Source organism: Halorientalis regularis (assembly GCF_023698535.1).
Taxonomy (GTDB): Archaea; Halobacteriota; Halobacteria; order Halobacteriales; family Haloarculaceae; genus Halorientalis; species Halorientalis regularis.
The window spans coordinates 1-25,322 of record NZ_JALJCL010000018.1 but is presented as its reverse complement, the minus strand read 5'-3'; the positions used below and the strand labels follow the sequence as shown (position 1 = coordinate 25,322).

Below are 25,322 nucleotides of genomic sequence, written 5' to 3'. Positions count from 1 at the left end.
ACGGGCTGTGTCTCCGGTGCATCCATGACACGGGTCACGCGAGCGGCGCTGTACCTCCGCGAGGGTGTGCCGATAGCCGCCAGGACCGAACAGTCCCGGATCTTCGGTCGTCGACAGGCACTGGCGGCCGCCGGTGTCATCCGGTACCTGCAGGTCCGCCGCTGGCCCCGTCGTGTCACCGACGGCGACGTGCGACCCCGACGCGAATTCGCCGTCTGCCGGGAGTTCGATGCCTGGCCGACACACACGGGACGTACCTCGCGCCGGCGTTCGACCGGCACGACTGCCACAACGGCTTCACCGGGAACGAATATACCACGACGACTCGCCCGGTCGTCTGTCCCGCGCTCTGCGACGACGAGCCTCTCGTGGCGATCTACTCCCACACCGGTGAAGACGGCATCAGAACGGTTCTCGACGGACTCTCGATGCTCGAAGCCGACGGGCTCAGTCGAGCGGACGGAACTGGAACCCGTCCCACTCCTGATCCGCGTCGGCAGGCTTGAGCCCGACACCCGGCTCGCGCAGTTCCTCGGCGTACACCGGTTCCACCTCGTCACCGGTCTCCACGTCGGCGTTGTCCGCGACCTGGCCGAGTGCGCGCACCGGCGCGCCGTCGACCTCGAATTCGACGAACGCCAGGACGTTCGGCTCGCGGACGCCCGGCGGCGTCGCGGTGCTCTCCGTCCAGGTGACGACCTCGCCCGTCCGGTCGCTCAGGTCGATGGTTTCGACCGGTTCCTCGCCACACTCCGGACAGCGCGGGTGCGTGGGGTACTTCACGTGACCGTTCGGACAGCGGATGGCGTCCATCGACATTATCGTCCCTCCATGATCGTGGTGATGACGCAGTTCCCGAAGCCGCCGACGTTGCAGGCCAGCCCCGTCTCGGCGTCGACCTGCCGCTCGCCGGCCTCACCGACCAGTTGTTCGTAGATCTCGTAGCCCTGTGCGACACCGCTGGCCCCCAGCGGATGACCCTTCGATTTGAGCCCACCGGAGGTGTTGATCGGCCGGTCGCCGTCGATGGCCGTCCGGCCCTCCTCGGCGTGTTTCCAGGCTTCGCCCTGGTCCGCGAAGTCCAGGCCCTCCATCTGGAGGAACTCGAGGATGGTGAACATGTCGTGGAGTTCGGCCACGTCGATGTCGTCGGGGCCGATCCCGGCCATCTCGTAGGCCTCCTCGCCCGAGTCGACGACACCGCCCATCGTCGTCGGATCGTCGCGTTCGTGGACGACGTGGGTATCGGTCGCGCCGCCGACACCCGAGACGACCGCGTAGTCGTCCGTGTACTGTTCGGCCACCTCGACGGGGCAGAACATGAGCGCCGAACTGCCGTCGGTGATCGGGCAGAAGTCGTAGAGGCGGAGCGGATCGGCGATGGTCGGACTCTCCAGGGCCTTCTCCTCCGTAATCGTCTTCTGGAACTGGGCCTTGGGGTTGCGGGTCCCGTTCTCGTGGTTCTTGACCGCGACCTTCGCGAGACTGTCTCTGGGCGCGTCGAACTTTTCGAGATAGTGGCGTGCCGTCATCCCCGCGAAGGAGGGGAGCGTCACGCCGTGTTTGTACTCCGCGGGGTGGGTGATCGACGCGATGATGTCGGTCGCGCCGCCGGTCCCCTTGTGGGTCATCTTCTCGCCGCCCACGAGCAGCGTCATGTCGCTGGCCCCGGACTTGATCGACTGCCAGGCGGCGTACATGCCCGCCCCGCCACTGGAACTGGTCTGGTCGATGCGCTGGCTGTAGGCCGGCAGTAGCCCGAGGTCGTGGGCCACCGCGTTCATGATCCCAGTCTGTCCCTCGAACTCCCCGCTTGCCATGTTCGACACGTAGACGTGGTCGACGGCGTCCGGTTCGACGCCGGCGTCGGTCAGACACGCCTCGCCGGCCTGTGCGAGCAACTCGCGTATCCAGGCGTCTCGCTGGCCGAACTTCGTCATCGACCCGCCGATGATGGCAACCTCCCTGTCCATATCACCTCCAACTGCAACGGGCGGTATTGTAAATCTGGCTGAAAGCGCGGTTTTCGACGGCCCTCCAGCGGAGCGCGGCGTCTCGATACCCTCTTGTAAGCCGATTCACAACTGACGGCTATGACCGGCACTGTCGAGCGCATCCACGTCGCACCGACACCCGGCGCGCCGCCCGAACGGGTCGAAACCGTCCGAGCCGTCGCTGGCGAGGGACTGGAAGGCGACCGCTACTTCGAGGGCGAGGGCACCTTCGGTGGCGGCGAAGACCGCGCCATCACGCTCATCGAGGCCGAAGCCCTCGACGCCGCCGAACGCGACTACGACATCGACCTCGAACCGGGCATCCACCGCCGGAACGTCACGACGCGGGGCGTCGCGCTGAACCACCTCGTCGACACTCGTTTCCGCGTCGGCGACGCCGTCTGCGAGGGCGTGGAACTGTGTGAACCCTGTTCCTACCTCGAACAGCACACCGAATTGCCTGACGTAGAGGAAGCGCTGGTCCACCGCGGCGGCCTCCGGGCCCGCATCGTCGAGACCGGGACCGTCGCCGAGGGTGATCCGATCGGGCCGACGACGGAGTGACGCCGAAACTCAAGTTTCAAAGTTCCGCGGTACCAACACAGAGTATGAACGAACCGGGAGTCGAGGTCCTGCTGGATCAGGAGACACTCGCGGAGCGCGCCGCCGCGGGCGACCTTCCGGACTGGGCGGTCGACCACTGGGAGAGTTTCCGGGACGGCCTGCTCGGTGAACGCAACGGCTCGCCGTTCCCCTGTTTTTTCGGCGTCGAGTCGGTCCAGAACGGCGATCCGCTGTATACTCTCTGTTCGTCGATGACCGGCAAGGACGCGCTCCTGGGCTTTCGGGACACGCTGCTCGAGTACCTCGACACCTATCGGGACCACTCCGAGCAGGCGTCGCTGATCACTTTCTTCAAGCCGCCCGAGGGCCCCCTCTCCGAGCGGGAGTACCACGAACGGCTCTGGCACCTCCTGCAGTTCCTGCACGTCCACGACCCCGAACCCTGGCCCGAGGACGTGCCGACCGATCCCGACGACCCCTACTGGGAGTTCTCGTTCGGCGGCGAGCCGATATTCCCGACCTGCCGTGCGCCCTTCTACGACCAGCGAAAGAGTCGCTACTGCCCCATCGGTCTGGAGATCACTTTCCAGCCCCGGTCGCTGTTCGAGGGGATCACCCACGACACCGACGCCGGTCAGCGCGCCCGCGAGGTCATCCAGGACCGCATCGAGGACTACGACGGCGTCTGTCCCCACGCCGATATCGGCGACTACGGCGTCGAGGGCGACCGCGAGTGGCCCCAGTACATGCTCTCCTCGGACCCGGAGCAGGCCCCCGACGAGTGCCCGATCAACGTGACCCGCGACCACCCGAAAGCCCCGAACACGCTCCCCGACGGCTATGCCGCCGATTGACCAGCGGTCGGCGACCGTCGCCGACGACGCGGTGCTGGTCCTCGTGGACTTCCAGCAGGGCTTCGACGATCCCGGCTGGGGTGAGCGCAACAACCCCGACGCCGAACGGCGGGCGGCCGCTCTGCTCGCCGCGTGGCGGGAGACCGACAGACCAGTGATCCACGTCCGCCACGACTCGGCGGAACCCGACTCGCCGCTCAGAAGTGGTGAACCTGGCTTCCGGTTCAAAGAAGGCCTCCAACCGGTTGACGGGGAGCACGTCGTCACCAAGCGAGTCAACGGTGCCTTCGTGGGCACCGACCTCGACGACTGGCTCGACGAGCGCAGTGCTGAGCAACTCGTCATCGCGGGCCTGACGACCGATCACTGTGTCTCGACCACGACGCGGATGGCCGAGAACCGCGGATACGAGGGCTTGCTGGTGGCGGACGCGACGGCCACCTTCGACCGCGAGTTCGACGACGAGTCGATGCCCGCCGAGCAGGTCCACCGGTCCGCGCTGGCCCATCTCGACGATGAGTTCGCGACGGTCGTGACGGCGGACGCGGTGCTGTCGGGATGAACGAGGCCCACTGACGCATCGGTATCGGTCTCACGCGTCGTGCATCCAGCGGTTTACGAGAACGATAGCGATGCCGCACGCGGCTACGGACAGTACGTTCGTCCAGCGAAACTGATCGAACAGAAGCAGGTCGATACCCACGTCGACCGCGACGGACACACCGACCATCGTTCCCGCGTACGTGGCTGACTCCGGAGCGAGTCCCACGATTTACAGCGACCGGGACGCCGCCCGCCACTCGCCGCCGCGTTCGACGTTCCGGGGGCGTCGCCGGTGCGTGACGCCGTTGGAACGCAGGCGACCGTCGAGTGTCCACTCGGGAATCGTCTCCGGGTCGCTCTCGGTGGCGGCTTCGGCGGCCGCGACCGCCCGATCCGTCCGGTGAGTGGCGATGGCCGCCGCGACGGCCGCCGCTTCCCGCTGGGTCGGCACGGTCCTCTCGAACTCCAGGCTGGCGAGCAGGGCGTCCAGATCGACTTCGAGGAGAGCGTCCTCGCGGTCCGTGTCGAGTCCGGCCGGGCTCATAGCGGGATGTTGCCGTGGTCTTTGGGCGGCGTGTCCTCGCGTTTGCGTTCGAGCAGTTCCAGATCGTCGATCAGGCGCTTGCGCGTGTTCTGGGGCTCGATCACGTCGTCGAGGTAGCCGCGTTTGGCCGGCCCGTAGGGATGGGCGAACTCCTCACGGAAGTCGTCCATCAGCTCCTGGCGTTTGGCGTCGGGGTCGTCGGCGTTGGCGATCTCTTTCCGGTAGAGGATGTTGACCGCGCCGCGTGGCCCCAGCACGGCCATCTCCGCGCCGGGCCAGGCGTAGTTCACGTCCGATCCGAGGAACTTCGAGGACATCACGATGTAGGCCCCGCCGTAGGCCTTCCTGACGACGACCGACATGAGCGGGACGGTCGCCTCGGCGTAGGCGTAGATCAGCTTCGCGCCACGGCGGATGATGCCGTTGTGTTCCTGGTCGGTCCCCGGCATGAACCCGGGCACGTCCACCAGGGTTACGATGGGGACGTTGAACGAGTCACAGAAGCGGACGAACCGGGCGGCCTTCTCGGAGGCGTCGATGTCGAGCGTCCCGGCCGAGACCCGGGGCTGGTTGGCGACGACGCCGACGACACGACCGTCGAGGCGACCGAAGCCGGTGACGACGTTGCGTGCGAACCCGTCGTGGACCTCGAAGAAGGAATCTTCGTCGACGATCCGGCCGATGACATTGTTCATGTCGTAGGGTTTGCGCGGTTCCTCTGGCACGATGTCGACGAGTTCGTCGCAGGTCCGGGTCGGATCGTCCCACGGCTGGACCCGCGGCGGGTCCGCCATGTTGTTCTGCGGGAGGTAGGAGAGCAGTTTGCGGATGTCGTCCAGCGCTTCCTCCTCGGAGCGCTCCGCGAAGTGGGCAACGCCGGACTTGGTGGCGTGGGTCTTCGCGCCGCCGAGTTCCTCCTTCGAGACCTGCTCGCCCGTGACCGTCTCGATCACGTCCGGCCCCGTGATGAACATGTGGCTGGTGTCTTCCACCATGAACGTGAAGTCGGTCAGCGCGGGCGAGTAGGTCGCACCGCCGGCACAGGGCCCCATGATCGCCGAGATCTGCGGGATCAGGCCCGATGCTTCGGTGTTGCGGTTGAAGATCTTCGCGAACCCGACGAGCGAGTCCACACCCTCCTGGATCCGCGCGCCGCCGGAGTCGTTGAGACCGACGACCGGGACACCGCTCTCGATTGCCTTGTCCATCACCTTGCAGATCTTGTCGGCGACGACTTCGCCGACCGAGCCACCGAGGACGGTGAAGTCGTGGGCGAAGACGAACAGTTTCCGGCCGTTGACTTCACCGTAGCCCGTCACCACTGCATCGCCGGGGAACGTCTTCTCGTCCATCCCGAACGACTGGGCGCGGTGTTCGACGAAGGGGTCGACCTCGCGGAAGGTCCCGTCGTCGAGCAGGTAGTCGACCCGCTCGCGGGCGGTCATCTTCCCCTTCTCGTGCTGGCGTTCGATGCGCGCCTCGCCGCCGCCGAGTTCCGCCTCGCGGCGCCGTTCGCGGAGTTCCTCGACCGGTGACTGTTCGTCCGCCTGGTCGGACGCTTCTTCCTCTTGCTGGCTCATGTTACCACTCCATACCACCGTTGACGGCCAGCACTTGTCCGGTCATGTAACTGGAGTCTCGGCTCGCGAGGAATCGGACGATCCCGGCGATGTCCTCGACCTCGGCGAACCGGTTCAGCGGGATCCGGTCGATGATCTTCTGCTGGACGCGCTCTGGCACGTCCTCGAGCATATCGGTCTCGACGAACCCGGGGGCGACGCAGTTGGCCGTCGAGCCGGTCGAGGCGAGCTCCAGCGCCAGCGTTCGGGTGAACCCGAAGAGGCCGGACTTCGTGGCGGCGTAGTTGGCCTGGCCGTAGTTGCCCTGCTGGCCCACGACCGAGGAGATGTTGACGAGTCGCCCCTCGTCGGCGGCCTTGATGTCCTCGAAGAAAGCGTTTGTCGCGTTGAACACGCCCCCGAGGTTCACGTCCATCACCGTCTCCCAGTCCTCCTTGGTCATGTTCTCGAACTTCTTGTCGATGGTGATGCCCGCGTTGCTGACCAGCACGTCGGCGGATCCGTACAACTCTCCGACCCGCTCGGCCATGGCGTCGACCTCGTCCTGATCGGCCACGTCGGCCTGCAACGGGACGGCGTTTCCACCCTCCGATTCTACCTGGTCGGCGACCTCGTGGGCCGCCGCCTCCGAGGTCCGGTAGTTGACGACGACGTTCGCCCCGTGACGGCCCAACTCCTCGGCGATGCCGCGGCCGATACCTCGTGATGCACCGGTTACCACACAGGTCTGATTTTCGAGCATGGTTAGATAGTCGTGGTGTGACCAGCGTCCGACCCTCTCCGTCGACTTCCCAACTGTGTATGGCCACACCCCTGTCTTCACGTAATCCTGCCCAGGTACTGGCAGATAATAGTTCCCCTTATACTACGTTAATCAAAATCGGTAGTGTATAATGTACTATTGGCTGGCCTTCCCACGCGTCGGAAAGACACGACAGGTATTTTTGGGTGGCCTAAAGAGAACGGGTAAGAAATGAGTGGAGACGTTTGTGTGATCGTGCCGACGATTCGGGAGTTCGAGTGCATGCGGACGTACTTCGAGAACGCGCGCGACCACGGGTTCGACCTCGATCGACTCCACGTGGTCCTGGTCACAGAGGACTTCTGTGACACCGACGAGATGCAGGCGATGCTCGACGAGGAAGGCGTCGAGGGTCGCGTCTTCGACGGCACCGCACGCGAGGAGTGGTTCGAGGCGCAGGGCGTCGCGGAGTACAACCACCTGATCCCGGAAGCCAGCCACGCGCAGACGAGTTTCGGCCTGCTGTACATGTGGGCTCACGACTTCGAGTACGGCTTCTTCATCGACGACGACACGCTGCCGCATCCGGACTTCGACTTCTTCGGGACCCACTTCGACAATCTCGCCTACGAGGGCAGTATCGAGTCGGTCGGGTCGAACGAGGACTGGGTGAACGTCCTCTACCAGAACGTCGACGAACACGGGCTCTACCCACGTGGCTATCCCTACAGCGCGATGGACGAGGAGGTCGAGACCGACGAGATCGAGGTCGACGACGTGGTGGCCTCGCAGGGCCTCTGGACGAACGTCCCCGACCTCGACGCGGTGCGCATCCTGATGGACGGCGACCTGCAGGGCCAGGCCCAGACTCGCACGTCGACCGACGATTACGAGGGCAACTTCGTCGCCGAGCGGGGCAACTACCTGACCGTGTGTTCGATGAACCTGGCGTTCCGTCGGGAGGTGATCCCGGCGTTCTACCAGCTCCCGATGGACGAGAACGAGTGGGACGTGGGTCGGTTCGACGACATCTGGAGCGGCCTGTTCCTCAAGCGGGCCTGTGACGTGCTGGACAAGCGGATCGTCAACGGCTACCCGCTCTGTGAACACAACAAGGCCCCGCGCTCGACGTTCTCGGACCTGAACAACGAGGTTCCCGGACTGGAACTGAACGAACACGTCTGGGAGATCATCGACGAGGTGGGCGACGACGCCGACACGTACGCCGGTGTGTTCGCCGCGATGGCCGACGCGATGGCCGACGGCGACTTCGACTACGAGAACGCCGCGTTCCTCAACTACTGTGGTGAGTTCATGGGGGACTGGCTGTCCTGTCTCGAGGCGATTCGACCGGGATCGGTCTCCGACCACGCGCCCGCGGCTGCAGACGACTAGAACCGGCAGGTATAAGTGTTTTAGGCGGGCCTAAATTGAGATATGGAGGACGAAGTCGACTCTCGCGAACGGAACGTATCACGACGGCGGCTCCTGCAGAGTGGGGCCGTTCTCGGGACTGCGTCCGTAGCTGGCTGTTTCGGGATGTTAAACAACGGCGACGGGAATACTACGCCCCAGAACGCGAACGTCTCGGACTTCCGCGGGACCGGCCCGCTCGTCGAGGGCAACTTCCGTGGCTCCGGTCGGCTGGCACAGGGTCGGCCCTATCCTGGCGGCACGTCGATCAACGACCTGCCGGACCTCGAGGGTGACCTCGCCCTCTACATCGGCGGCGGCGAGGGTGGCATCTACATGGACCTGATCGACAAGCTCGAGAGCATCTACCCGGACTTCTCGGTCGAGCCACAGAGCGCCGGCTCGGCGTCGCTCGCCCAGACCATCGTCAACGAGGCCGAATCCGGCGTTAGCCGGGGTGACGTGTTCTGGTCCATCGACGCCAGTTCGCTGGGCTACGTCGCGGACAACGACGCCTACGAACCGCTCTCTGACGAGGCCGTCGCGCCCGTCGGCAACCCCCAGTTCGTCGGCGACGACAACGCCTGGGCAGGCGTCGCGGGTCGCGCACGAGCCGTCCCGTACAATACGAACAGACTGAGTGCGTCGGACATCCCGAGCAAGGTCCAGCAGTTCCCCGAGACGAGTGCCCTCCAGGGCACCATGGGCTGGGCACCGACCTACGGCGCGTTCAAGTCCTTCGTGACCGCGATGCGGCTCATCCGCGGGGACGAGGCGACGCGGCAGTGGCTGGTCGACATGCGCGAAGCCGGCACCGAACGCTACGGCAACGAGTACGCCATCTCACAGAACGTCGCCAACGGGTCGCTGGCGGCCGGCTTCGCGAACCACTACTACGCGCTCCGGGTCAAGAACCAGCGTCCGAACGCGCCCCTGGAACTCGCGTTCACCGAGGGCGACGCGGGTGGTCTCGTCAACATCTCCGGCGCGATGAAAATCAAGGGCACCGACAAGGGTGACCTGGTCGACAACTTCGTGCGCCACCTGCTGTCGGCGGAGGCCCAGGAGTTCTTCGCGACGGTGAGTTTCTCGTATCCGATGATCAAAGGGGTCAAGCCCGTCGCGGGCCTGCCGACGGTCGACGAGCTCAGCCCGCCGGACATCCAGCTCTCGCGGCTCTCGAACGTGCAAGAGACCATCGAGTTGATGGAATCGGCCAACGTTTCCCCATGAGCAGCGAGGAGGACCTCGAGCGGATGCGCGGACGCTCCGCAGACAGGTCCTCCACTGTCGATACCGGTCTGGTCCTGCTCGCGGCGGCTCTCGCCGCGGTTCTGGTCCTGCCCATCGCCTGGCTCGCCGTCGACGCGGCCGGCCTGGGGTGGACGGCGGTCGAACTCGCCATCGACTCACGGACCACCGCGGTACTGATTCGGAGCGTCGCGCTGGTGGCGGTCGTCACCGGCGCGAGCATCGTACTGGGTGTGGCACTCGCCCTGCTGACGGTGCAGGGCGACCTGCCCTTCCCGCGGTTCTGGACGATCCTCTGTGCGCTCCCGCTGGCGGTGCCCAGTTACCTCGGTGCCTTCGCGTTCGTCTCGGCGTTCGGGCCGAACGGCGCGCTCGCCGATCTCCTGGCCCCGCTCGGCGTCGAATCGCTTCCCTCGGTGTACGGCTTCACCGGCGCGGCGTTCGTGCTGACGCTGTACACCTATCCCTACGTCTTCCTGACGACGCGGGCGTCCTTGCTCTCGCTCGACGGGACGCTCGTCGAGGCGGGCCAGACGCTCAACTCCGGCCGTCTGGAGGCGCTCAAGCGAGTCACGATCCCCCAGATCCTCCCGGGGATCGCCGCCGGGTCCCTGCTGGTGGCGCTCTACACACTGGCGGATTTCGGGACGCCCAACATCATGCGGGTCGAGGTGTTCACGCAGTTCATCTACGCGCAGTACAACGCCTTCGCCCGGGACTACGCGGCCGTCCTCTCGCTCCAGTTGCTGGGTGTCACGGCCGTCATCCTGGCCATCGAGTCCCGCATCGGTGCCGACGAGTCCGGTGCCTACGAGAGCGGGGGCAACCGCGGCGGGGTCGACCTCGATCTGGGCGCGTGGCGCTATCCGTCACTCCTGATCCCGGTCGCCGTGTTCACGCTCGCGATTCTCGTGCCCATCGGCATCTTCGGCATGTGGCTCACTCGCGGTGGCCCGGGGTACACGGCCGGTCGAATCCCGTTTGCCTGGGAGTTCGCCTGGAACTCGGCGAACCTGGCGCTGCTGGCCGCCGTGGCCTCCGTGCTCGTGGCCTTGCCCATCGCCATCGCGTCCGCTCGCCCGGACTCCCGGCTGTCGGGGCTGGCCGACCGCGCCTCCTACGTCGGGTACGCGACGCCGGGCATCGTGCTGGCCATCGCCCTGCTCAGTTTCAGCCTCGACCTCTTGCCGACCCTCGCGGACCTGACGGGTGTCGACGTGGTCGGTTTGTTCTACAAGACCATCCCGATGCTCGTGTTCGCGTACGTCGTCCGGTTCATGCCCCAGGCTATCGGGTCGATCAGGACTTCGACACTCCAGGTCGACCGGGAACTGTTCGAGGCGGCACAGACGCTGGGCCGGTCGCGCCTGAGCGCCTTCCGATCGGTGACGCTCCCGTTGATCCTTCCCGGGGTCGCCGCCGGCGCGGCGCTGGTCTTTCTGACGACGATGAAGGAGTTGCCCGCGACACTGTTGCTCAGACCGCTGGGTTTCAATACGCTCGTGACGTACATCTGGACGGTACAGGAAGCAGGCTTCTACGGGCAGGCGGCGGTGCCGGCACTCATCCTCGTCGTCGTCTCCGGTCTCTCGATGGCCGTCATCCTCTCACAGGAAACAGGTGACTCATGATGAACGAATCAACGCAGACACAGGCACGGACGGAACGGGTCGTCGCTGCGGATTTCGACGACGGGAACGAATCACGCGAGACGGTCCTCGAACTCGACGGCGTGACACGGACTTTCGGTGACGAGCGCGCCGTCGCCGACTTTTCGCTGTCGGTCTACGAGGGCGAACTGCTCACCTTGCTCGGCCCGTCGGGCTGTGGCAAGACGACGACGCTACGCCTGCTGGCAGGCCTCATTCGCCCCGACAGCGGCACCATCACCGTCAACGGTGACCTCGTCGCTGGCAACGGACAGTTCATCAACCCCGACCAGCGCGACGTGGGCCTCGTGTTCCAGGACTACGCCCTCTTTCCCCACCTCTCGGTCGGGGAGAACGTCGCCTACGGGATCGACGACTGGGACAGCGACGCACAGGACGCACGGGTCGACGAACTCCTCGATCTGGTTGGACTGGCCGACTACCGCGGGGCGAGTCCCGACGACCTCTCGGGCGGCCAGCAACAGCGGGTCGCGCTGGCACGCTCGCTGGCTCCGGAGCCGGACGTGCTCCTGCTCGACGAGCCGTTCTCCAATCTGGACGTGTCTCTCCGCAAACAGATGCGCGAGGAGGTCCGCCGCATCCTGAAAGAAGCCGGCGTCACTGCGCTGTCGGTCACGCACGACCAGGAGGAAGCGCTCTCGATCAGCGACCGCGTGGCGGTCATGTCCGAGGGCCAGATCGAGCAGGTCGGCCGGCCGGAGGTCGTCTTCCAGCAACCCGAATCGCGGTTCGTCGCGGAGTTTCTCGGGCAGGCCGGGTTCGTCTCCGGCCGTCTCGACGAACACACCATCGAGACGGGGCTGGGAACGCTCGACACCGATATGATCCAGGGGCTCGGGCCGGAGTACGACGGCGCGGAGGTCGACGTGTTGGCCCGTCCCGACGACCTGCGGGCGATCCCGACCGAGGAGACCGCCGGCGACGGGCAGATCGTCGAGCGCGAGTACACCGGCCCGTCGTTCGTCTACACCGTCGAACTCGACTCGGGTGACGTGGTGTACTGCGAACACAACCACTCCGATCACCTCGATCTGGACCGTCGCGTCAGAGTCGACCTCGTCGCCGACCACCGGCTCGCCTGGTTCCCCACCGAGAGCGATGGCCTCCGGGACGACTGACCTTCGCTCGCGAACGTGGCGCGTCGGCGTCGTCGCCGTCGCCGCGGTCGCCGCGGTCGCGGTCTGGCTCCTGGCCACGCGGCTGTTTCCGTACCACTCGCTGAACCACGACGAGGCGGTCTACCTCCAGCAGGCGGCGATGTTGCTCGAGGGACAGCTGTTTCTCTCGCCGCCGGTCGCGGATGTCTTTCACCCCTGGTTTTTCGTCGTCGACGGGAGCCAACTGTACTCGAAGTACTCGCCGGTAGTGCCTGCCCTGTTCGCCGTCGGCCAGTTGCTGGGCGCGGTACGGCTCGCGCTGGCCGGCATCGCCGCGGCGAACGTCGCGCTGGTGGCGCTGGTCGTCCGGGAGCTGTTCGACCGCCGGACGGGGCTCGTCGCCGCGCTGTTCGTCCTCGCGTCGCCACTCTTCCTGATCGACTCGGCGGTGTTCCTGCCGTACGCGCCGACGACGATGCTGAACCTCACCTTCCTCTACGCGTACCTCCGGGCGGACCGGACCGGGGGCCGTCGCTGGGCCGGGGCTGCAGGCGCGGCCGTGGGACTCGCCTTCTTCGCCCGACCGTACACGGCGGTGCTGTTCGCGGCCCCAGTGATCGGACACGCACTGTGGACGCTCTATCGGGATCGCCGCGACGCGCTCCCGCGACAGATCGTGACCGCGGTGTTCGGACTTGTCGGGGTCGCTCTCTCGCTCGGGTACAACGCCGTGATAACCGGCTCGCCGCTGGTGTTCCCGTATCAGGAGTTCGCGCCGGAGGACGGACTGGGCTTCGGCCACCACGAGATCCTCGGCCACGAGGTCAACTACACCGTCGGCCTCGCGCTCCGGTCGAACGCCCTGGTGCTGGAACAGCTGACGACGACCTGGCTCGCGGGCGGACTGCTCGGAGTCGGGGTCGCACTCGGCGGCATCGCGGTCGCCGTCAGGCGCGGGCTCTCTGCCCGGCAGGGGATCATCGTCGGCCAGATCGGCACCATCGTCGGCGGGAACGTCTACTTCTGGGGCAACTACAACATCCTCGGCGTGCTGGATCGGACCGGCGACGGGCTGATCGCCTCCCACGGCCCCTACTACCACTTCGACCTCCTCCTGCCGTTCGGTGCCTTCGCGGCCGTGGGTGGGCTGGCACTCCTCGACGCAGTCCGGCGGGTGGCGGACGAGCGGGGAGAGCCGCGAGCGGTGCGTGCGGTGGTCGTCGCCGTGGCGCTGGTGAGCGTCGCGATGCTGGGGGGCGTGACGGCGACGAACGCCGAGCGGCCGGTGGAGATGAACGCGCTCGCGACCGAGACGTACGACCGGGCGTACCACCCCTTCGAGGAGCGGTCCTTCGACGACGCGCTGGTCTTCCTCCCGACGCCGTACGGTGACTGGCTCAATCACCCCTTCCAGGCGCTCCGGAACGACCCGGGATTCGACGGGCCGGCGGTGTACGCCATGGACGAACGCCCCTTCGCGGTCGTGGACGCCTACCCCGACCGGACGCTGTATCGGTACACCGTCCGCGGTGAGTGGGAACCGTACAGCGGCGCGCCACGCGGCGCGCGGATCCAGCCCGTCGATCACGCCGCCGGCGAGACCGTCACGCTGAACGCGACCGTCGGCCTCCCGTCGACCTACCGGTCGGTGTCGGCGACTCTCACCGCCGACGAGGAGAGCTTTACCGTCGTCGCACGCAACGCGACCGATCCGACGACCGCCCGGATCCGCTTCGACGACGGCCGCGTCCGACTCGGCGGCCCGAACTGGCCGACCCACTCGGTCCCGTACGACGAGCGCGAGGAGGTGTCGCTGACACTGTTCGTCGACAAGGGGCCCGGCGCGAGCTTTAGCTATCGGTTCGAGACGCCCGTCAGTCACGAGGGGGGTCGCGTCCGCGCGCTGACGCCGCGGATCGAACGCTGTGTCGCCATCGGCGAGTGCGGCGGGGACGCCGGCTACGTGCCCGATATCGCTCCCGACTGGGCGACGGTCCGGACCGACCTCACGGCCCGAGAGGACAACCGATAAGCCCGTGAGCGCCCAGCCTCCGGTATGGAGCTGACTCGACGAGACGCCATCGCGGCGCTGAGTGCGGTCGGCGTCGCCGGCGGCGCACTGGCCGTGTCGCAGTCGGACGGATCCGACACCAGTGAGGGCGGCGACCCGACGCCGACGCCCACTGCGTCCGAGGAGGAACCAGGCCTCTCGGACCACGACCTCGATACCGCGGTGGCCGTCGCGGAGGCGATCTATCCGTCGGCCGTCGAGAACGTCGAGGGGTTCGTGACGGACTTTCTTCGCGGGCGCGTCGCGGACGACCCGGAGCGGGCGACCGAGATCGGCGAGACGGTCTCCTACCTCGACGACTACGTAGCGACGTGGTACGACGTGGACGGGTACCGCTCGCTCCCGCCGGAGACCAGAGCCGAGGTCTTCGAGGACATGAACGCGAACACGGTCGACCCCGAACCCGAGGGCGGGGACGTACAGCGCGTGCGCTACTACCTGATCAACGATCTGCTGTTCGCCCTCTACGCGTCTCCGACCGGCGGGGAACTGGTCGGCATCGAGAACCCGCAGGGCCACCCCGGTGGGACAGCCAGTTACCAGCGTGGACCGCGGCCCCAGAAGTAGCCGCGGTCAGCGCAGTCGTTCTTCGGCCGCGACCGTGACGATGGACTTCGCGATGGCGTAGCCCCCACTGATCGGGTCGAGTTTCGTCTCGCCCGCGCGCTCGCCGTATTCGATGGGGATCTCACACACGTCGTACTCCCGCATGAGCGGCCTGATCAGAAGTTCCGCCGACAGGCCCGTGTTCTCGGTCCAGTCGATCTTCTCGATCACTTCACTCCGGTAGGCGCGCATCCCGGTGGTCGTGTCGTGGACCCGTTCGCCGAGCAACCCACTCGCGAGTGCGGCGAAGGCGTGGTTCCCGAACCGGTTGAATGCCGGCATCGTGTCGGCCCCGTGGTAGAGCCGGTCGCCGCTGACCACGTCGTAGCCCTCGTTGATCCGGTCGAGGAAGTCCGGCAGTCGATCCATCGGGTAGGTGTCGTCACAGTCGGTCGTGACGACGACTGGGGTGTCCGCGGCCTGCAACGCCGCCTCGACCGCGACGCCGTAGCCCTGGGGCTCCTGTTCGATGACCCGGGCACCGTGTTCGCGGGCGATTTCCGGCGTCCGGTCGTCGGACCCGTCGACACAGACGACCTCGGCACGGCCGCCGGTCACGTCGTCGATGTCTTCGAGTACCGTCCCGATCGCCGCTTCCTCGTTGTACGTTCCCATGACGACACTCAAATCGTCGAACGTGAATCGCTCGCTCTCCGTACGCGCCTGCTGAAGACTCATTGCGTACCCGTCAGTACGTGTGCCCCTTGAACTTTTAGGTTCGCCAAAAACAGGTGGCGTTTGGTAACCTCGGTCCTCTCGTCGTCGTCATTTTCCCGTTCCTCGCCTCGTCGGTATAATCGTGCCGAAATTCGTCCTCTACGGAGGGAAGGGTGGCGTCGGCAGGACGACGTGCGCGGCCGCGACCGCGCTCGAACGCTTAGCGGACCGGATCGATGTGTGATCGGCCCTTCGCGCCACGGCTCAGTCGGCCGGCTCCGAACCGACGGTGAGAACCGCGACGGGTGCCGCCCGGACGATCTTCTCCGTCACGCTCCCGAGGAAGAGACGATCCAGCCCGGTCCGGCCGTGGGTCCCCATCACGACCAGGTCGATCCCGTTCGCGTCGATGTAGTCGAGGATGGCCTGGTGGGGTGCGCCCTCCGCGACCATCCCCTCGACGGTCCTCACGTCGGCGGCTTCGGCGGCGTCGATCACGTCCTGGATCGCTCGTTCACCGGCCGTTTCGAGCGATTCGAGGACTTCCGGACCAGCGGCCTCGTCCATCGGCGGTTCCTCGACGACGTAGAGGGTGTGCAACGCCGCGTCGTACCGTTTCGCGTGGTCGATGGCGTGATCGACCGCTGCCTGTGCCGTGTCACTCCCGTCGGTCGGGACGAGTATGGAATCGTACATACCGACGCTTCAACGGCCCCAAATAAATGCATACCGCGAGTTCCCGCCGGTCTGGAACCGCGGGGACGAACGTACCAGTTCCCAGTTGCTGGTAAGATAGGTGGACTCCTTCTCGTTCGAAGTGAAATTTACAAACGTATCATGCCCGGTAAAAATCGCTGTAGAGCCTGTGACCGCCCGACCGGACACACCCGTACCCAATCTCGCACAGACCATGCTGGACGAAGAACGGGGTGACCTGGTGATCGCCGAGGACGAGAGGCCGGTCGGTATCGTGACTGATCGCGACATCGCTCTCGCGGTCGCGGGAGACGCGGACCTGGGGGTACTCGGCCGGCACGGGCTCCCGGACACGGGCCACCACATCGGTAGCGTCTCGGACCGCGTCGTCGACAATTCCACCCAGCCGGTCTACCTGCTGTGAACTGACACCACGAGAGCCGCCTTTCGGTGACCGAAACTGTGGTCCTGCCGGCGATTGTTACGTATCGGGAATCGGCGACGTGTCTTTTGTGTTGGCTGTCGAACCGATAGTCGATGCAACTGGACGGGAAAACAGCGATCGTTACTGGCGGTTCGTCGGGGATCGGGAGGGCAATCGCCGAAGCGTACGTGGAAGCCGGTGCGTCCGTGGTCATCGCCAACCGGAGCGAGGACGAGGGTAGAGCCGCGGCCGACGAACTCGGGTGCCGGTTCGTCCGCACCGACGTCACCGAGTACGAGGCCGTGGAAGCGCTCGTCGAGACCACCGTCGACGAGCACGGAGCGCTCGACGTAGTCGTCAACAACGCCGGCATCGGGAGCGAATCCAGCGTCGGCGAGATGGACCTGGAGGAGTGGGCGAACGTCGTCTCGGTGGATCTCGATGGCGTCATGCACGGGACGAAAGCGGCGCTCCCACACCTGCTGGACAGCGAGGGGTGTATCGTCAACGTCGCCTCTATTTACGGGCTGGTCGGGGGACGTGGTGCCGCCGCGTACTCGGCGGCCAAAGGCGGCGTGGTAAACTTCACCCAGCAGGTCGCCGTCGACTACGCCGCCGAGGGCGTCCGCGTCAACAGCATCTGTCCCGGATTCGTCGAAACGCCGATGACCGAACCGTTGCTCGAAACCGAGCAGTTCTACAACTACGTCCGGGACAATACCCCCATGAACCGACCGGCCCAACCCGAAGAGATCGCGCCACTGGCCGTCTTCCTCGCCTCAGACGCCGCCTCCTACCTCACCGGCGCGAACATTCCCATCGACGGCGGCTGGACGGCTCACTGACCGGTCACGGATGCGAGTGTCGGGTAGTGCGTCACTGCACGTGTGACACACCCAGACGCCGGGCGAGTTCCCGGACGAAGGCCGCACCAGTCCGATAGCGCGCGCCCGGTTCCGTATTCATGGCTTTCCCGATGCACTCGCTCACGTCCGACGACAACTGGGCCACCTCGTGCGCTGGCGTGAGGTCGGCGTTCCTGATCGCGGTCGTGAAGTCCTGGCGTCGGTGGAACGGTTCCGTCCCCGTCAGGAGCCAGTACGCGACGGCCCCGAGTCGGTACACTGGCGTCGTCGGCATCGCCTCCTGGCGAAGTTGCTCGGGTGCCATGTACCGACTCGCGTCGTACTCGTTCACGGCCGCGCTCACTCGCCGCTGGACACCGAGTCCGGTGACACTAGCGGACAACGTCGAGTCCGACGTATCGCTTCGTCCGTCGTCGCGACCGGCGTCCGTAGCCTCGGCTGTGGCGACTCCGATCCGGTCGGGTTCGAGATCGGTCCGGTAGATGCCGCGCCGCTGTGCGGCCGTAATCGCCGACCCGAGCCCCGAGAGGATTCGAACCCGCTTGCTGGTCGACGCGTTCTCCCGGAACTCCACGAGCGTCGCGCCGGGCATGTCGAAGACGACCCACGTTGCCGGTTCGGGACCGACCTCGTGGATCGTGGCGACGTGCTCGTGGGTCGCCAGTTCCTGCCAGGACTCGATCGCGTCCCCGAACACGTGTTTGAGCGTCCGGTGATCCTGCTGTTCGGGGTTCAGTATCCAGACGTGCGCCCGGCCGCCGTCCCAGGGAGTCCGATACCGATACACGGGCCCGTCGACGTCGAGAGCCGTCAGTTCGGCGATGTCCGGAATGACCGACGCCAGTGTGTTGATCACTTCCGTCGCGCCACCGCTCGACCCCTCGCTCGATTCGGACTCCGTCTGGGTGGCTGCCTCCGGGGGTGGTGCCGGTCGCTCGACGCTCGCAGGCAACTGCCCGCGTTTGAACCGGACGCCGGACTTCGTGATGTCGTGCCGAAGAAAACGGTGCTCGCGCTCCGTCTCGAGGGTTCCGTCGCGCGCATAGAATTCGGCCGTTTTGAAGTCGTACTGTTCCAAGACCAGTTTCCCGAGCTGATACGCGCCGTCGGTCGAGTCCGCAGCCTGGAACACGAAGTGGTCGTCTTTCGCCGTCACGACCCACGACCGGAGCAGGTCGCTGTACTCGACGGTGAGCCCCTCGAAGGCTGGGTTCCAGTAGAGCCCACCGACACTCCGTTCGGTGTCCCACCGCAACAGACAGGGATGACGGCGTCGCTGTAGAATTCGCTGGCCGTCCCGCATCGCGTCGATTCGCGAGTCGTACGTCCCGAAGCTGAAGACGCCGTCGTCGGGGTCGTCGGTCCGGCGATAGTACTCGCGAACGATCCACTCCCCGTCGCGTTCGATTGCCTCCAGCGGTCGCTTGCAGGGCGGCGCTTCGACAGCGCCGATCCGCACGCCGGACGTCGTCTCGTCACCCATTCTGCCGATACCGTCAGTTCGGAATCGTGCGACTTAGTCGTTCGTGACGAAACGAGTTCCCGAGTCGACAGGGCTCGTCGATGGTCGGCGCGTTCTGTCCGCGAAGACGAACGGCGTCGCGCCGCCGAACGGGGCGTCAGTGCGTCCGGGATGGTCTCCCGGCAGTGTTCGCGGCTCGTCCCGTCGACTGTGATGATCGCGGTCGCGTGTACACGTGCCGACGAGTGGTACGATTCCCCCTTCGAGCGCGGTGTCGGATTCTCGGTCGAATTCGGCCTCGAAGACGTGTCACTCGCCGGGCTCGCCTTCCGAAGGGACCCGTAGACGACGGCCACTCCGGCCGGGACGGGCGCGTCCACTCGTCGGCCACCGTCGCCGTCCGCTCCGGCCGAGCGACCCGCTCATCCGTCGAATCCGTGTCGCCGGTACGAACGAACGGTTTCGGTCGTCGGAACGCCGCTTCGAGCGCCCGCCTTCCGGGTCGAGAGCGAACCCGCTATCGTCCCGAGTTCGACCGCTTCGCGCAACGACGCTCCCGCCGCGAGTGACGCTGCGAGGAACCCGTTCAATACGTCGCCGGCACCGGTGGTATCGACGGCGTCGACCGAGGGGGGCGTTACCCTGAACTGTCGGTCGGCTTCGACGACGACGTCGTCACCGCCTCGTTTGCGGACGAGAACGCCGTCGAACGCGTCCAGATCGGGCTGTAACGCCTCGTATTCGGTCTCGTTCGGTGTGAGATAGTCGATCGCCTCGCAATCGAGGAGTGCCTCGGCCCCGCCCGCGGGCGCGGGGTCGAACACGACGGTCGGGCGGTCCGGCTCGGCGGCGAGGGCCGTAAGCAACCGCTGCATCGGCCCGACGGGAATCTCGTTTTGCAGGAGGAGACAGGCGGCGGATCGGATCCGCTCGTACTGCTCGTCGACGTACGTCGCGTCGACCGCTCCGTTGGCTCCCGGCCGGACGACGATCCGGTTGTCGCCGTCCGGATCTACGAACACGTATGCCGTCCCGGTCGGGTCCGGGGCCGTCTCGATCCGGTCGACACCGACACCGGCGTCTGCGAGTCGGCCACGAACGTCCGCCTCCCCGCTGGAACCGACCTTCCCCAGCATCTCCGTGGCCGCGCCCGCGCTGGACGCGGCGACGGCCTGGTTCCCACCCTTGCCACCGTGCCTGATTCGATCGGCGCCGGTGGGGAATTCGGGTGGCAGTTCCGCGACTGTGACTGTCCGCCCGCGGTCGGGAAACCAGTCGTACCGGTCCGCGAGCGCCGCGAGTTCCGTCCCGGACAGGTGTCGTATCCTGTCGACGTTGATGCTTCCGAGGCTGACGACGTCGACCATGTGGCACTGGACGCCGAGTCGGTGTGTAGTTCCTGTGGTCGCTTCGGACCCTTGTCGACGGGATTCGTTGTCGTCGCCGGGGTGTCCGTGTCCCCCGTGGCAGAATCGCCGCTGACCGGAGAGACGGGTCCCGTATTGTGGTCTCAGTTCGCACACGGGCCACTCTATCGACGGGTATTTATGTACCACCCTCATCGGATGGAATGCACACGACGGATGGCGGCGAGCGGGGGTCGCCCGCTACGCCATCCACACCCTAGACGAGTTTCCTCGTCGATGATGGCGATGTGAGCGAGATCCCACACAGTGGTGTCTCGCTCCCCACGACAGTTCGTGGGGCTCGCGAAAGTATGAGGATTCCACCCCTGCGGCCTCGCCGTACAGATGGTATCTGATGTGAGCCTTGACAGTTCGGTGATACACTATCGAATATCTCGATACCTTGTCACCGAATGACGGACACATAGCGTGTCTCCGCCAGCCCCCCATGATTGGGGAATGCATTCCGGTTGATCCTGCCGGAGGCCATTGCTATCGGAGTCCGATTTAGCCATGCTAGTCGCACGAGTTCAGACTCGTGGCAGATAGCTCAGTAACACGTGGCCAAACTGCCCTACAGATCGCAATAACTTCGGGAAACTGAGGCTAATAGCGAATACGGCTCTCACGTTGGAGTTGCAGGGAGCCGGAAACGCGTTAGTGCTGTAGGATGTGGCTGCGGCCGATTAGGTAGACGGTGGGGTAACGGCCCACCGTGCCGATAATCGGTACGGGTCGTGAGAGCGAGAGCCCGGAGACGGAATCTGAGACAAGATTCCGGGCCCTACGGGGCGCAGCAGGCGCGAAACCTTTACACTGCACGACAGTGCGATAAGGGGACTCCGAGTGCGAGGGCATACAGTCCTCGCTTTTGTACACCGTAAGGTGGTGTACGAACAAGAACTGGGCAAGACCGGTGCCAGCCGCCGCGGTAATACCGGCAGTTCGAGTGATGGCCGCTCTTATTGGGCCTAAAGCGTTCGTAGCCGGCCACGCAAGTTCGTCGGGAAATCTGCCCGCTTAACGGGCAGGCGTCCGGCGAAAACTGCGTGGCTTGGGACCGGGAGACTCGAGAAGTACGTTCGGGGTAGGAGTGAAATCCCATAATCCCGAACGGACTACCGATGGCGAAAGCATCTCGAGAGCACGGATCCGACGGTGAGGAACGAAAGCTGGGGTCTCGAACCGGATTAGATACCCGGGTAGTCCCAGCTGTTAACGATGCCCGCTAGGTATGGCACAGGCCACGAGCCTGTGCTGTGCCGAAGTGAAGACGCAAGCGGGCCGCCTGGGAAGTACGTCTGCAAGGATGAAACTTAAAGGAATTGGCGGGGGAGCACTACAACCGGAGGAGCCTGCGGTTTAATTGGACTCAACGCCGGACATCTCACCAGCACCGACAGTGTGCAGTGAAGGTCAGGTTGATGATCTTACTGGAGCCACTGAGAGGAGGTGCATGGCCGCCGTCAGCTCGTACCGTGAGGCATCCTGTTAAGTCAGGCAACGAGCGAGACCCGTGTTCCTAATTGCCAGCAGCAACCACGTGTTGGCTGGGTACATTAGGAAGACCGCCACGGCTAACGTGGAGGAAGGAACGGGCAACGGTAGGTCAGCATGCCCCGAATGTGCTGGGCAACACGCGGGCTACAATGGCCGAGACAAAGGGTTGCTACCCCGAGAGGGGACGCTAATCTCCGAAACTCGGTCGTAGTTCGGATTGCGGGCTGAAACCCGCCCGCATGAAGCTGGATTCGGTAGTAGTCGCGTGTCATTAGCGCGCGGCGAATACGTCCCTGCTCCTTGCACACACCGCCCGTCAAAGCACCCGAGTGAGGTCCGGATGAGGCCACCATGCGGTGGTCGAATCTGGGCTTCGCAAGGGGGCTTAAGTCGTAACAAGGTAGGCCTAGGGGAATCTGGGCCTGGATCACCTCCTACAGACCGGGACTGGGGCGACGCCCCAGCCCACTCGTCCTGTCTTCGGACAGGAATGGTGACAGCCAGCCGCTTCGGCTGGCCACTGAACTGTCAAGGTTCACACCCTCTCACGAGGGCAGACCGATAGCTCAGTGGTAGAGCACCGCATTGCGGTTGCCCCGGTTCGATTCCGGGTCGGTCACTACCGCGGACGGCGATCCCGTCCGCGCAACCGATGCACCATCCCGCGAAAGCGTGGTTGGGAAGGGTACGATGTCGCACGCACAACCGCCGCGTGTGAACGATGACGACCGTGTGTACGTGCAATCCAGACGTCAACTGGACCCGTTTCATCGTGGAACGTGTGTCCGACATCAATTGGCTACTATGCCTCTTGGTGGATGGCTCGGCTCGAGCGCCGACGAAGGACGTGCCAAGCTGCGATAAGCCTGAGGGAGCCGCACGGAGGCGAAGAACTCAGGATTTCCGAATGGGAATCCCCACCGCAATTGCTTCGCGCAATGGGGAACGCCGGGAATTGAAACATCTCAGTACCGGCAGGAAGAGAAAACGAATGTGATGTCGTCAGTAACCGCGAGTGAACGCGACACAGCCCAAACCGAAGCCCTCACGGGCAATGTGGTGTTTGGACTGACACTCATCGTCTGACGGTCTTCACGAAGTCTCCTGGAACGGAGCGTGAAACAGGGTGACAACCCCGTAGTGAAGACCAGTACGACGTGCGTCAGCTCCGGAGTATCGGGGGTTGGAAATCCCTCGTGAACATGGCAGGCATCTACTGCTAAGGCTAAATACGACTCGAGACCGATAGTGGAAAAGTAGCGTGAGCGAACGCTGCAAAGCACCCTCAGAAGGGAGGTGCAATAGGGCCTGAAATCAAGTGGCGATGGAGCGACGGGGCATGAAAGGCCTCACCAGAAACGACCGAAGAGCGATCTTCCAGTAGGACTGGCGAGGAGCCGATGTTCCGTCGTACGTTTTGAAAAACGAACCAGGGAGTGTGTCTACGAGGCGAGTCTAACCCGGTCATCGGGGAAGGCACAGGGAAACCGACATGGCCGCAGTGCTTTGCACCAGGGCCGCCGTGTTCAAGCGCGGGGAGTCTCGTGGACACGACCCGAAACCGGATGATCTACGCGTGGGCAAGGTGAAGCGTACCGAAAGGCACGTGGAAGCCTGTTAGGGATGGTGTCCTACAATACCCTCCCGTGACCTACGTGTAGGGGTGAAAGGCCCATCGAATCCGGCAACAGCTGGTTCCGACCGAAACATGTCGAAGCATGACCTCCGCCGAGGTAGTTCGTGAGGTAGAGCGACCGATTGCCGTGTCCGCCCTCGAGAGAGGTCGGCGCGGCTGTCAAACTCCAAACTTACGGACGCTGTCGACGCGGGGAGTCCGGTATGCGGGGTAAGCCTGTGTACCGTGAGGGAGACAACCCAGAGCTGGGTTAAGGTCCCAAAGTGTGGATTAAGTGCGATCGAAGGTGGTCTCAAGCCCTAAACAGCCGGGAGGTGAGCTTAGAAGCAGCTACCCTCTAAGAAAAGCGTAACAGCTTACCGGCCGAGGTTTGAGGCGCCCAAAATGATCGGGGCTCAAATCCACCACCGAAACCTGGCCGCAGGAGTCACATCCTGACCGCGTAGGTCGGCGATCCGATTGGGTGGAAGCACGGGCGAGAGTTCGTGTGGACCGATTGGATACGAAAATCCTGGTCACAGTAGCAGCGATAGTCGGGTAAGAATCCCGACGGCCTTACGAGCAAGGGTTCCTCGGCACTGTTCGTCAACCGAGGGTTAGTCGGTCCTAAGTCACACCGTAACTCGAATGTGACAAAAGGGAAGCTGGTTAATATTCCAGCACCATCACACACTCAAAGTCGACGCTTTGGGGCAATCCGGTCCGGGCCATCGCCCGGACGAATCATCGAACCTCGTGGAAGCCGTAATGGCACGAAGCGAGCGAAGGGTGAGATAGCGCAAGCCGGACGTACCTAGAGCCCGTGAAAAGACGAGTGTGATGTCCGTACCGAGATCCGACACAGGTGCTCGTGGCGGCGAAAGCCAAGGCCTGTCGGGGACAATCGACGTTAGGGAATTCGGCAATCTAGTCCCGTACCTTCGGAAGAAGGGATGCCTGCCTCGGAAAGAGGCAGGTCGCAGTGACTCGGGGGCTCGGACTGTCTAGTAACAACATAGGTGACCGCAAATCCGCAAGGACTCGTACGGTCACTGAATCCTGCCCAGTGCGGGTATCTGAACACCTAGTACAATAGGACGAAGGACCCGTCAACGGCGGGGGTAACTATGACCCTCTTAAGGTAGCGTAGTACCTTGCCGCTTCAGTAGCGGCTTGCATGAATGGATCAACCAGGGCCCCGCTGTCCCAACGTCGAGCCCGGTGAACTGTACGTTCCAGTGCGGAGTCTGGAGACCCCCAAGGGGAAGCGAAGACCCTATAGAGCTTTACTGCAGGCTGTTGCTGGGACATGGTCGCTGATGTGCAGAGTAGGTAGGAGACGCCACACAGGTGCGTGCGCCAGCACGTCGCCGAGTCACACATGAAACACTACCCGTCAGTGACTGTGACCCTCACTCCGGGAGGAAGACACCAATAGCCGGGCAGTTTGACTGGGGCGGTACGCGCTTGAAAAGATATCGAGCGCGCCCCAAGGCCATCTCAGCCGTGTCGGAGACGCGGCGAAGAGTGCAAGAGCAAAAGATGGCTTGACAGTGTTCTGCACAACAAGGAACGCTGACGCGAAAGCGTGGTCTAGCGAACCTATGCGCCCGCTTGATGCGGGCCATAGATGACAGAAAAGCTACCTTAGGGATAACAGAGTCGTCACTCGCAAGAGCACATATCGACCGAGTGGCTTGCTACCTCGATGTCGGTTCCCTCCATCCTGCCCGTGCAGAAGCGGGCAAGGGTGAGGTTGTTCGCCTA

The 25,322-nt window shown here is 64.7% G+C and carries 22 protein-coding genes, 1 tRNA gene, 2 rRNA genes and 1 pseudogene; 16 read left to right on the top strand and 10 right to left on the bottom strand.

The features are described 5' to 3' along the window. Window positions 1-24 precede the first annotated feature (24 nt). A pseudogene (locus MU521_RS21885) lies at window positions 25-506 on the top strand (HTH domain-containing protein). Here the strand turns inward: MU521_RS21885 and MU521_RS18955 are convergent. Together MU521_RS18955 and MU521_RS18950 are read right to left on the bottom strand one after the other, a co-directional pair. Further along, on the bottom strand, window positions 448-819 hold the full coding sequence (locus MU521_RS18955; RefSeq protein WP_092694790.1) for a Zn-ribbon domain-containing OB-fold protein: 372 nt from the start codon (window positions 817-819) through the stop codon (window positions 448-450). The pseudogene MU521_RS21885 and the gene MU521_RS18955 sit on opposite strands and share 59 nt — an antisense overlap. Then, on the bottom strand, window positions 819-1,973 hold the full coding sequence (locus MU521_RS18950; protein WP_092694788.1) for a thiolase family protein: 1,155 nt from the start codon (window positions 1,971-1,973) through the stop codon (window positions 819-821). Before MU521_RS18950 ends, MU521_RS18955 begins: the two co-directional genes overlap by 1 nt. A gap of 120 nt (window positions 1,974-2,093) precedes the next feature. Here MU521_RS18950 and MU521_RS18945 point away from each other — a divergent pair, with 120 nt between their 5' ends. Genes MU521_RS18945 through MU521_RS18935 form a run of 3 tightly spaced genes read left to right on the top strand, consistent with a single transcriptional unit; the run spans window position 2,094 to window position 3,974 of the window. Continuing rightward, on the top strand, window positions 2,094-2,558 hold the full coding sequence (locus MU521_RS18945) for an MOSC domain-containing protein (RefSeq protein WP_092694786.1): 465 nt from the start codon (window positions 2,094-2,096) through the stop codon (window positions 2,556-2,558). A 44-nt stretch (window positions 2,559-2,602) separates the two neighbouring features. Beyond that, on the top strand, window positions 2,603-3,412 hold the full coding sequence (locus tag MU521_RS18940; RefSeq protein ID WP_092694784.1) for a YqcI/YcgG family protein: 810 nt from the start codon (window positions 2,603-2,605) through the stop codon (window positions 3,410-3,412). Continuing rightward, window positions 3,399-3,974: a cysteine hydrolase family protein gene (locus tag MU521_RS18935; protein WP_092694782.1), complete on the top strand. Its 576-nt coding sequence runs from the start codon at window positions 3,399-3,401 to the stop codon at window positions 3,972-3,974. The genes MU521_RS18940 and MU521_RS18935 overlap by 14 nt, the downstream gene beginning before the upstream one ends. A 30-nt stretch (window positions 3,975-4,004) precedes the next feature. On the opposite strand, the gene MU521_RS18930 is transcribed toward MU521_RS18935, so the two are convergent. Genes MU521_RS18930 through MU521_RS18915 form a run of 4 tightly spaced genes read right to left on the bottom strand, consistent with a single transcriptional unit; the run spans window position 4,005 to window position 6,821 of the window. Further along, window positions 4,005-4,181 carry a hypothetical protein gene (locus MU521_RS18930; protein WP_175452927.1) on the bottom strand — a complete coding sequence of 59 codons (177 nt, stop codon included), beginning with the start codon at window positions 4,179-4,181 and terminating at the stop codon, window positions 4,005-4,007. 3 nt (window positions 4,182-4,184) lie between these two features. Beyond that, a complete protein-coding gene (locus tag MU521_RS18925) occupies window positions 4,185-4,499 on the bottom strand; it encodes a DUF8022 family protein (RefSeq protein ID WP_245681222.1) in 315 nt (104 codons plus the stop codon). Next, entirely contained in the window at window positions 4,496-6,079 is a 1,584-nt protein-coding gene (locus MU521_RS18920) for an acyl-CoA carboxylase subunit beta (RefSeq protein WP_092694780.1), read from the bottom strand. Before MU521_RS18920 ends, MU521_RS18925 begins: the two co-directional genes overlap by 4 nt. A gap of 1 nt (window position 6,080) precedes the next feature. Continuing rightward, on the bottom strand, window positions 6,081-6,821 hold the full coding sequence (locus tag MU521_RS18915; RefSeq protein ID WP_092694778.1) for a beta-ketoacyl-ACP reductase: 741 nt from the start codon (window positions 6,819-6,821) through the stop codon (window positions 6,081-6,083). A 231-nt stretch (window positions 6,822-7,052) separates the two neighbouring features. Between MU521_RS18915 and MU521_RS18910 the strand changes: the two genes are divergently transcribed. From MU521_RS18910 to MU521_RS18885, 6 genes are read left to right on the top strand one after another with little or no spacing between them, the layout of a single operon-like run. After that, entirely contained in the window at window positions 7,053-8,216 is a 1,164-nt protein-coding gene (locus MU521_RS18910) for an alpha-1 4-glucan-protein synthase (protein WP_092694776.1), read from the top strand. A gap of 42 nt (window positions 8,217-8,258) precedes the next feature. After that, a complete protein-coding gene (locus tag MU521_RS18905; protein WP_092694774.1) occupies window positions 8,259-9,467 on the top strand; it encodes an extracellular solute-binding protein in 1,209 nt (402 codons plus the stop codon). A gap of 23 nt (window positions 9,468-9,490) precedes the next feature. After that, window positions 9,491-11,116, top strand: coding sequence for an ABC transporter permease (locus MU521_RS18900; protein ID WP_349356965.1), 1,626 nt, complete (start codon window positions 9,491-9,493; stop codon window positions 11,114-11,116). Continuing rightward, the gene (locus tag MU521_RS18895) at window positions 11,116-12,273 is read left to right on the top strand and encodes an ABC transporter ATP-binding protein (protein ID WP_092694875.1); all 1,158 of its coding nucleotides are present in this window, start codon (window positions 11,116-11,118) and stop codon (window positions 12,271-12,273) included. Before MU521_RS18900 ends, MU521_RS18895 begins: the two co-directional genes overlap by 1 nt. After that, the gene (locus MU521_RS18890) at window positions 12,254-14,284 is read left to right on the top strand and encodes an ArnT family glycosyltransferase (protein ID WP_092694770.1); all 2,031 of its coding nucleotides are present in this window, start codon (window positions 12,254-12,256) and stop codon (window positions 14,282-14,284) included. The genes MU521_RS18895 and MU521_RS18890 overlap by 20 nt, the downstream gene beginning before the upstream one ends. Before the next feature lie 24 nt (window positions 14,285-14,308). Next, entirely contained in the window at window positions 14,309-14,890 is a 582-nt protein-coding gene (locus MU521_RS18885) for a twin-arginine translocation signal domain-containing protein (RefSeq protein WP_092694767.1), read from the top strand. A 6-nt stretch (window positions 14,891-14,896) separates the two neighbouring features. Here MU521_RS18885 and MU521_RS18880 read toward each other — a convergent pair whose 3' ends face one another. Continuing rightward, window positions 14,897-15,607 (bottom strand): dolichyl-phosphate hexose transferase, encoded by a 711-nt coding sequence (locus MU521_RS18880; RefSeq protein WP_092694765.1) that lies wholly within the window; start codon window positions 15,605-15,607, stop codon window positions 14,897-14,899. Between the two features lie 121 nt (window positions 15,608-15,728). Here MU521_RS18880 and MU521_RS21880 point away from each other — a divergent pair, with 121 nt between their 5' ends. Continuing rightward, window positions 15,729-15,830 (top strand): ArsA-related P-loop ATPase, encoded by a 102-nt coding sequence (locus MU521_RS21880; protein WP_394327231.1) that lies wholly within the window; start codon window positions 15,729-15,731, stop codon window positions 15,828-15,830. Window positions 15,831-15,850: 20 nt separating this feature from the next. Here the strand turns inward: MU521_RS21880 and MU521_RS18870 are convergent, their stop codons facing one another. After that, the gene (locus tag MU521_RS18870) at window positions 15,851-16,282 is read right to left on the bottom strand and encodes a universal stress protein (protein ID WP_092694763.1); all 432 of its coding nucleotides are present in this window, start codon (window positions 16,280-16,282) and stop codon (window positions 15,851-15,853) included. Window positions 16,283-16,451: 169 nt separating this feature from the next. Here MU521_RS18870 and MU521_RS18865 point away from each other — a divergent pair, with 169 nt between their 5' ends. Both MU521_RS18865 and budC read left to right on the top strand, forming a co-directional pair. Further along, window positions 16,452-16,706, top strand: coding sequence for a CBS domain-containing protein (locus MU521_RS18865; protein WP_217630188.1), 255 nt, complete (start codon window positions 16,452-16,454; stop codon window positions 16,704-16,706). Window positions 16,707-16,819: 113 nt separating this feature from the next. Beyond that, window positions 16,820-17,551 (top strand): meso-2,3-butanediol dehydrogenase, encoded by a 732-nt coding sequence (gene budC / locus MU521_RS18860; RefSeq protein WP_092694760.1) that lies wholly within the window; start codon window positions 16,820-16,822, stop codon window positions 17,549-17,551. A 31-nt stretch (window positions 17,552-17,582) separates the two neighbouring features. Here budC and MU521_RS18855 read toward each other — a convergent pair whose 3' ends face one another. Next, entirely contained in the window at window positions 17,583-19,055 is a 1,473-nt protein-coding gene (locus MU521_RS18855; protein ID WP_092694757.1) for a protein kinase family protein, read from the bottom strand. A gap of 401 nt (window positions 19,056-19,456) precedes the next feature. Next, a complete protein-coding gene (locus MU521_RS18850) occupies window positions 19,457-20,401 on the bottom strand; it encodes a PfkB family carbohydrate kinase (RefSeq protein WP_092694755.1) in 945 nt (314 codons plus the stop codon). A 502-nt stretch (window positions 20,402-20,903) separates the two neighbouring features. On the opposite strand from MU521_RS18850, the gene MU521_RS18845 reads away from it, so the two are divergent. The 3 genes from MU521_RS18845 to MU521_RS18835 form a co-directional block, all read left to right on the top strand. Next, window positions 20,904-22,376, top strand: a 16S ribosomal RNA gene (locus tag MU521_RS18845). Between the two features lie 119 nt (window positions 22,377-22,495). Beyond that, window positions 22,496-22,560, top strand: a tRNA-OTHER gene (locus tag MU521_RS18840). 170 nt (window positions 22,561-22,730) lie between these two features. Then, window positions 22,731-25,322: ribosomal RNA gene (locus tag MU521_RS18835) — 23S ribosomal RNA — on the top strand; the annotation flags it as partial.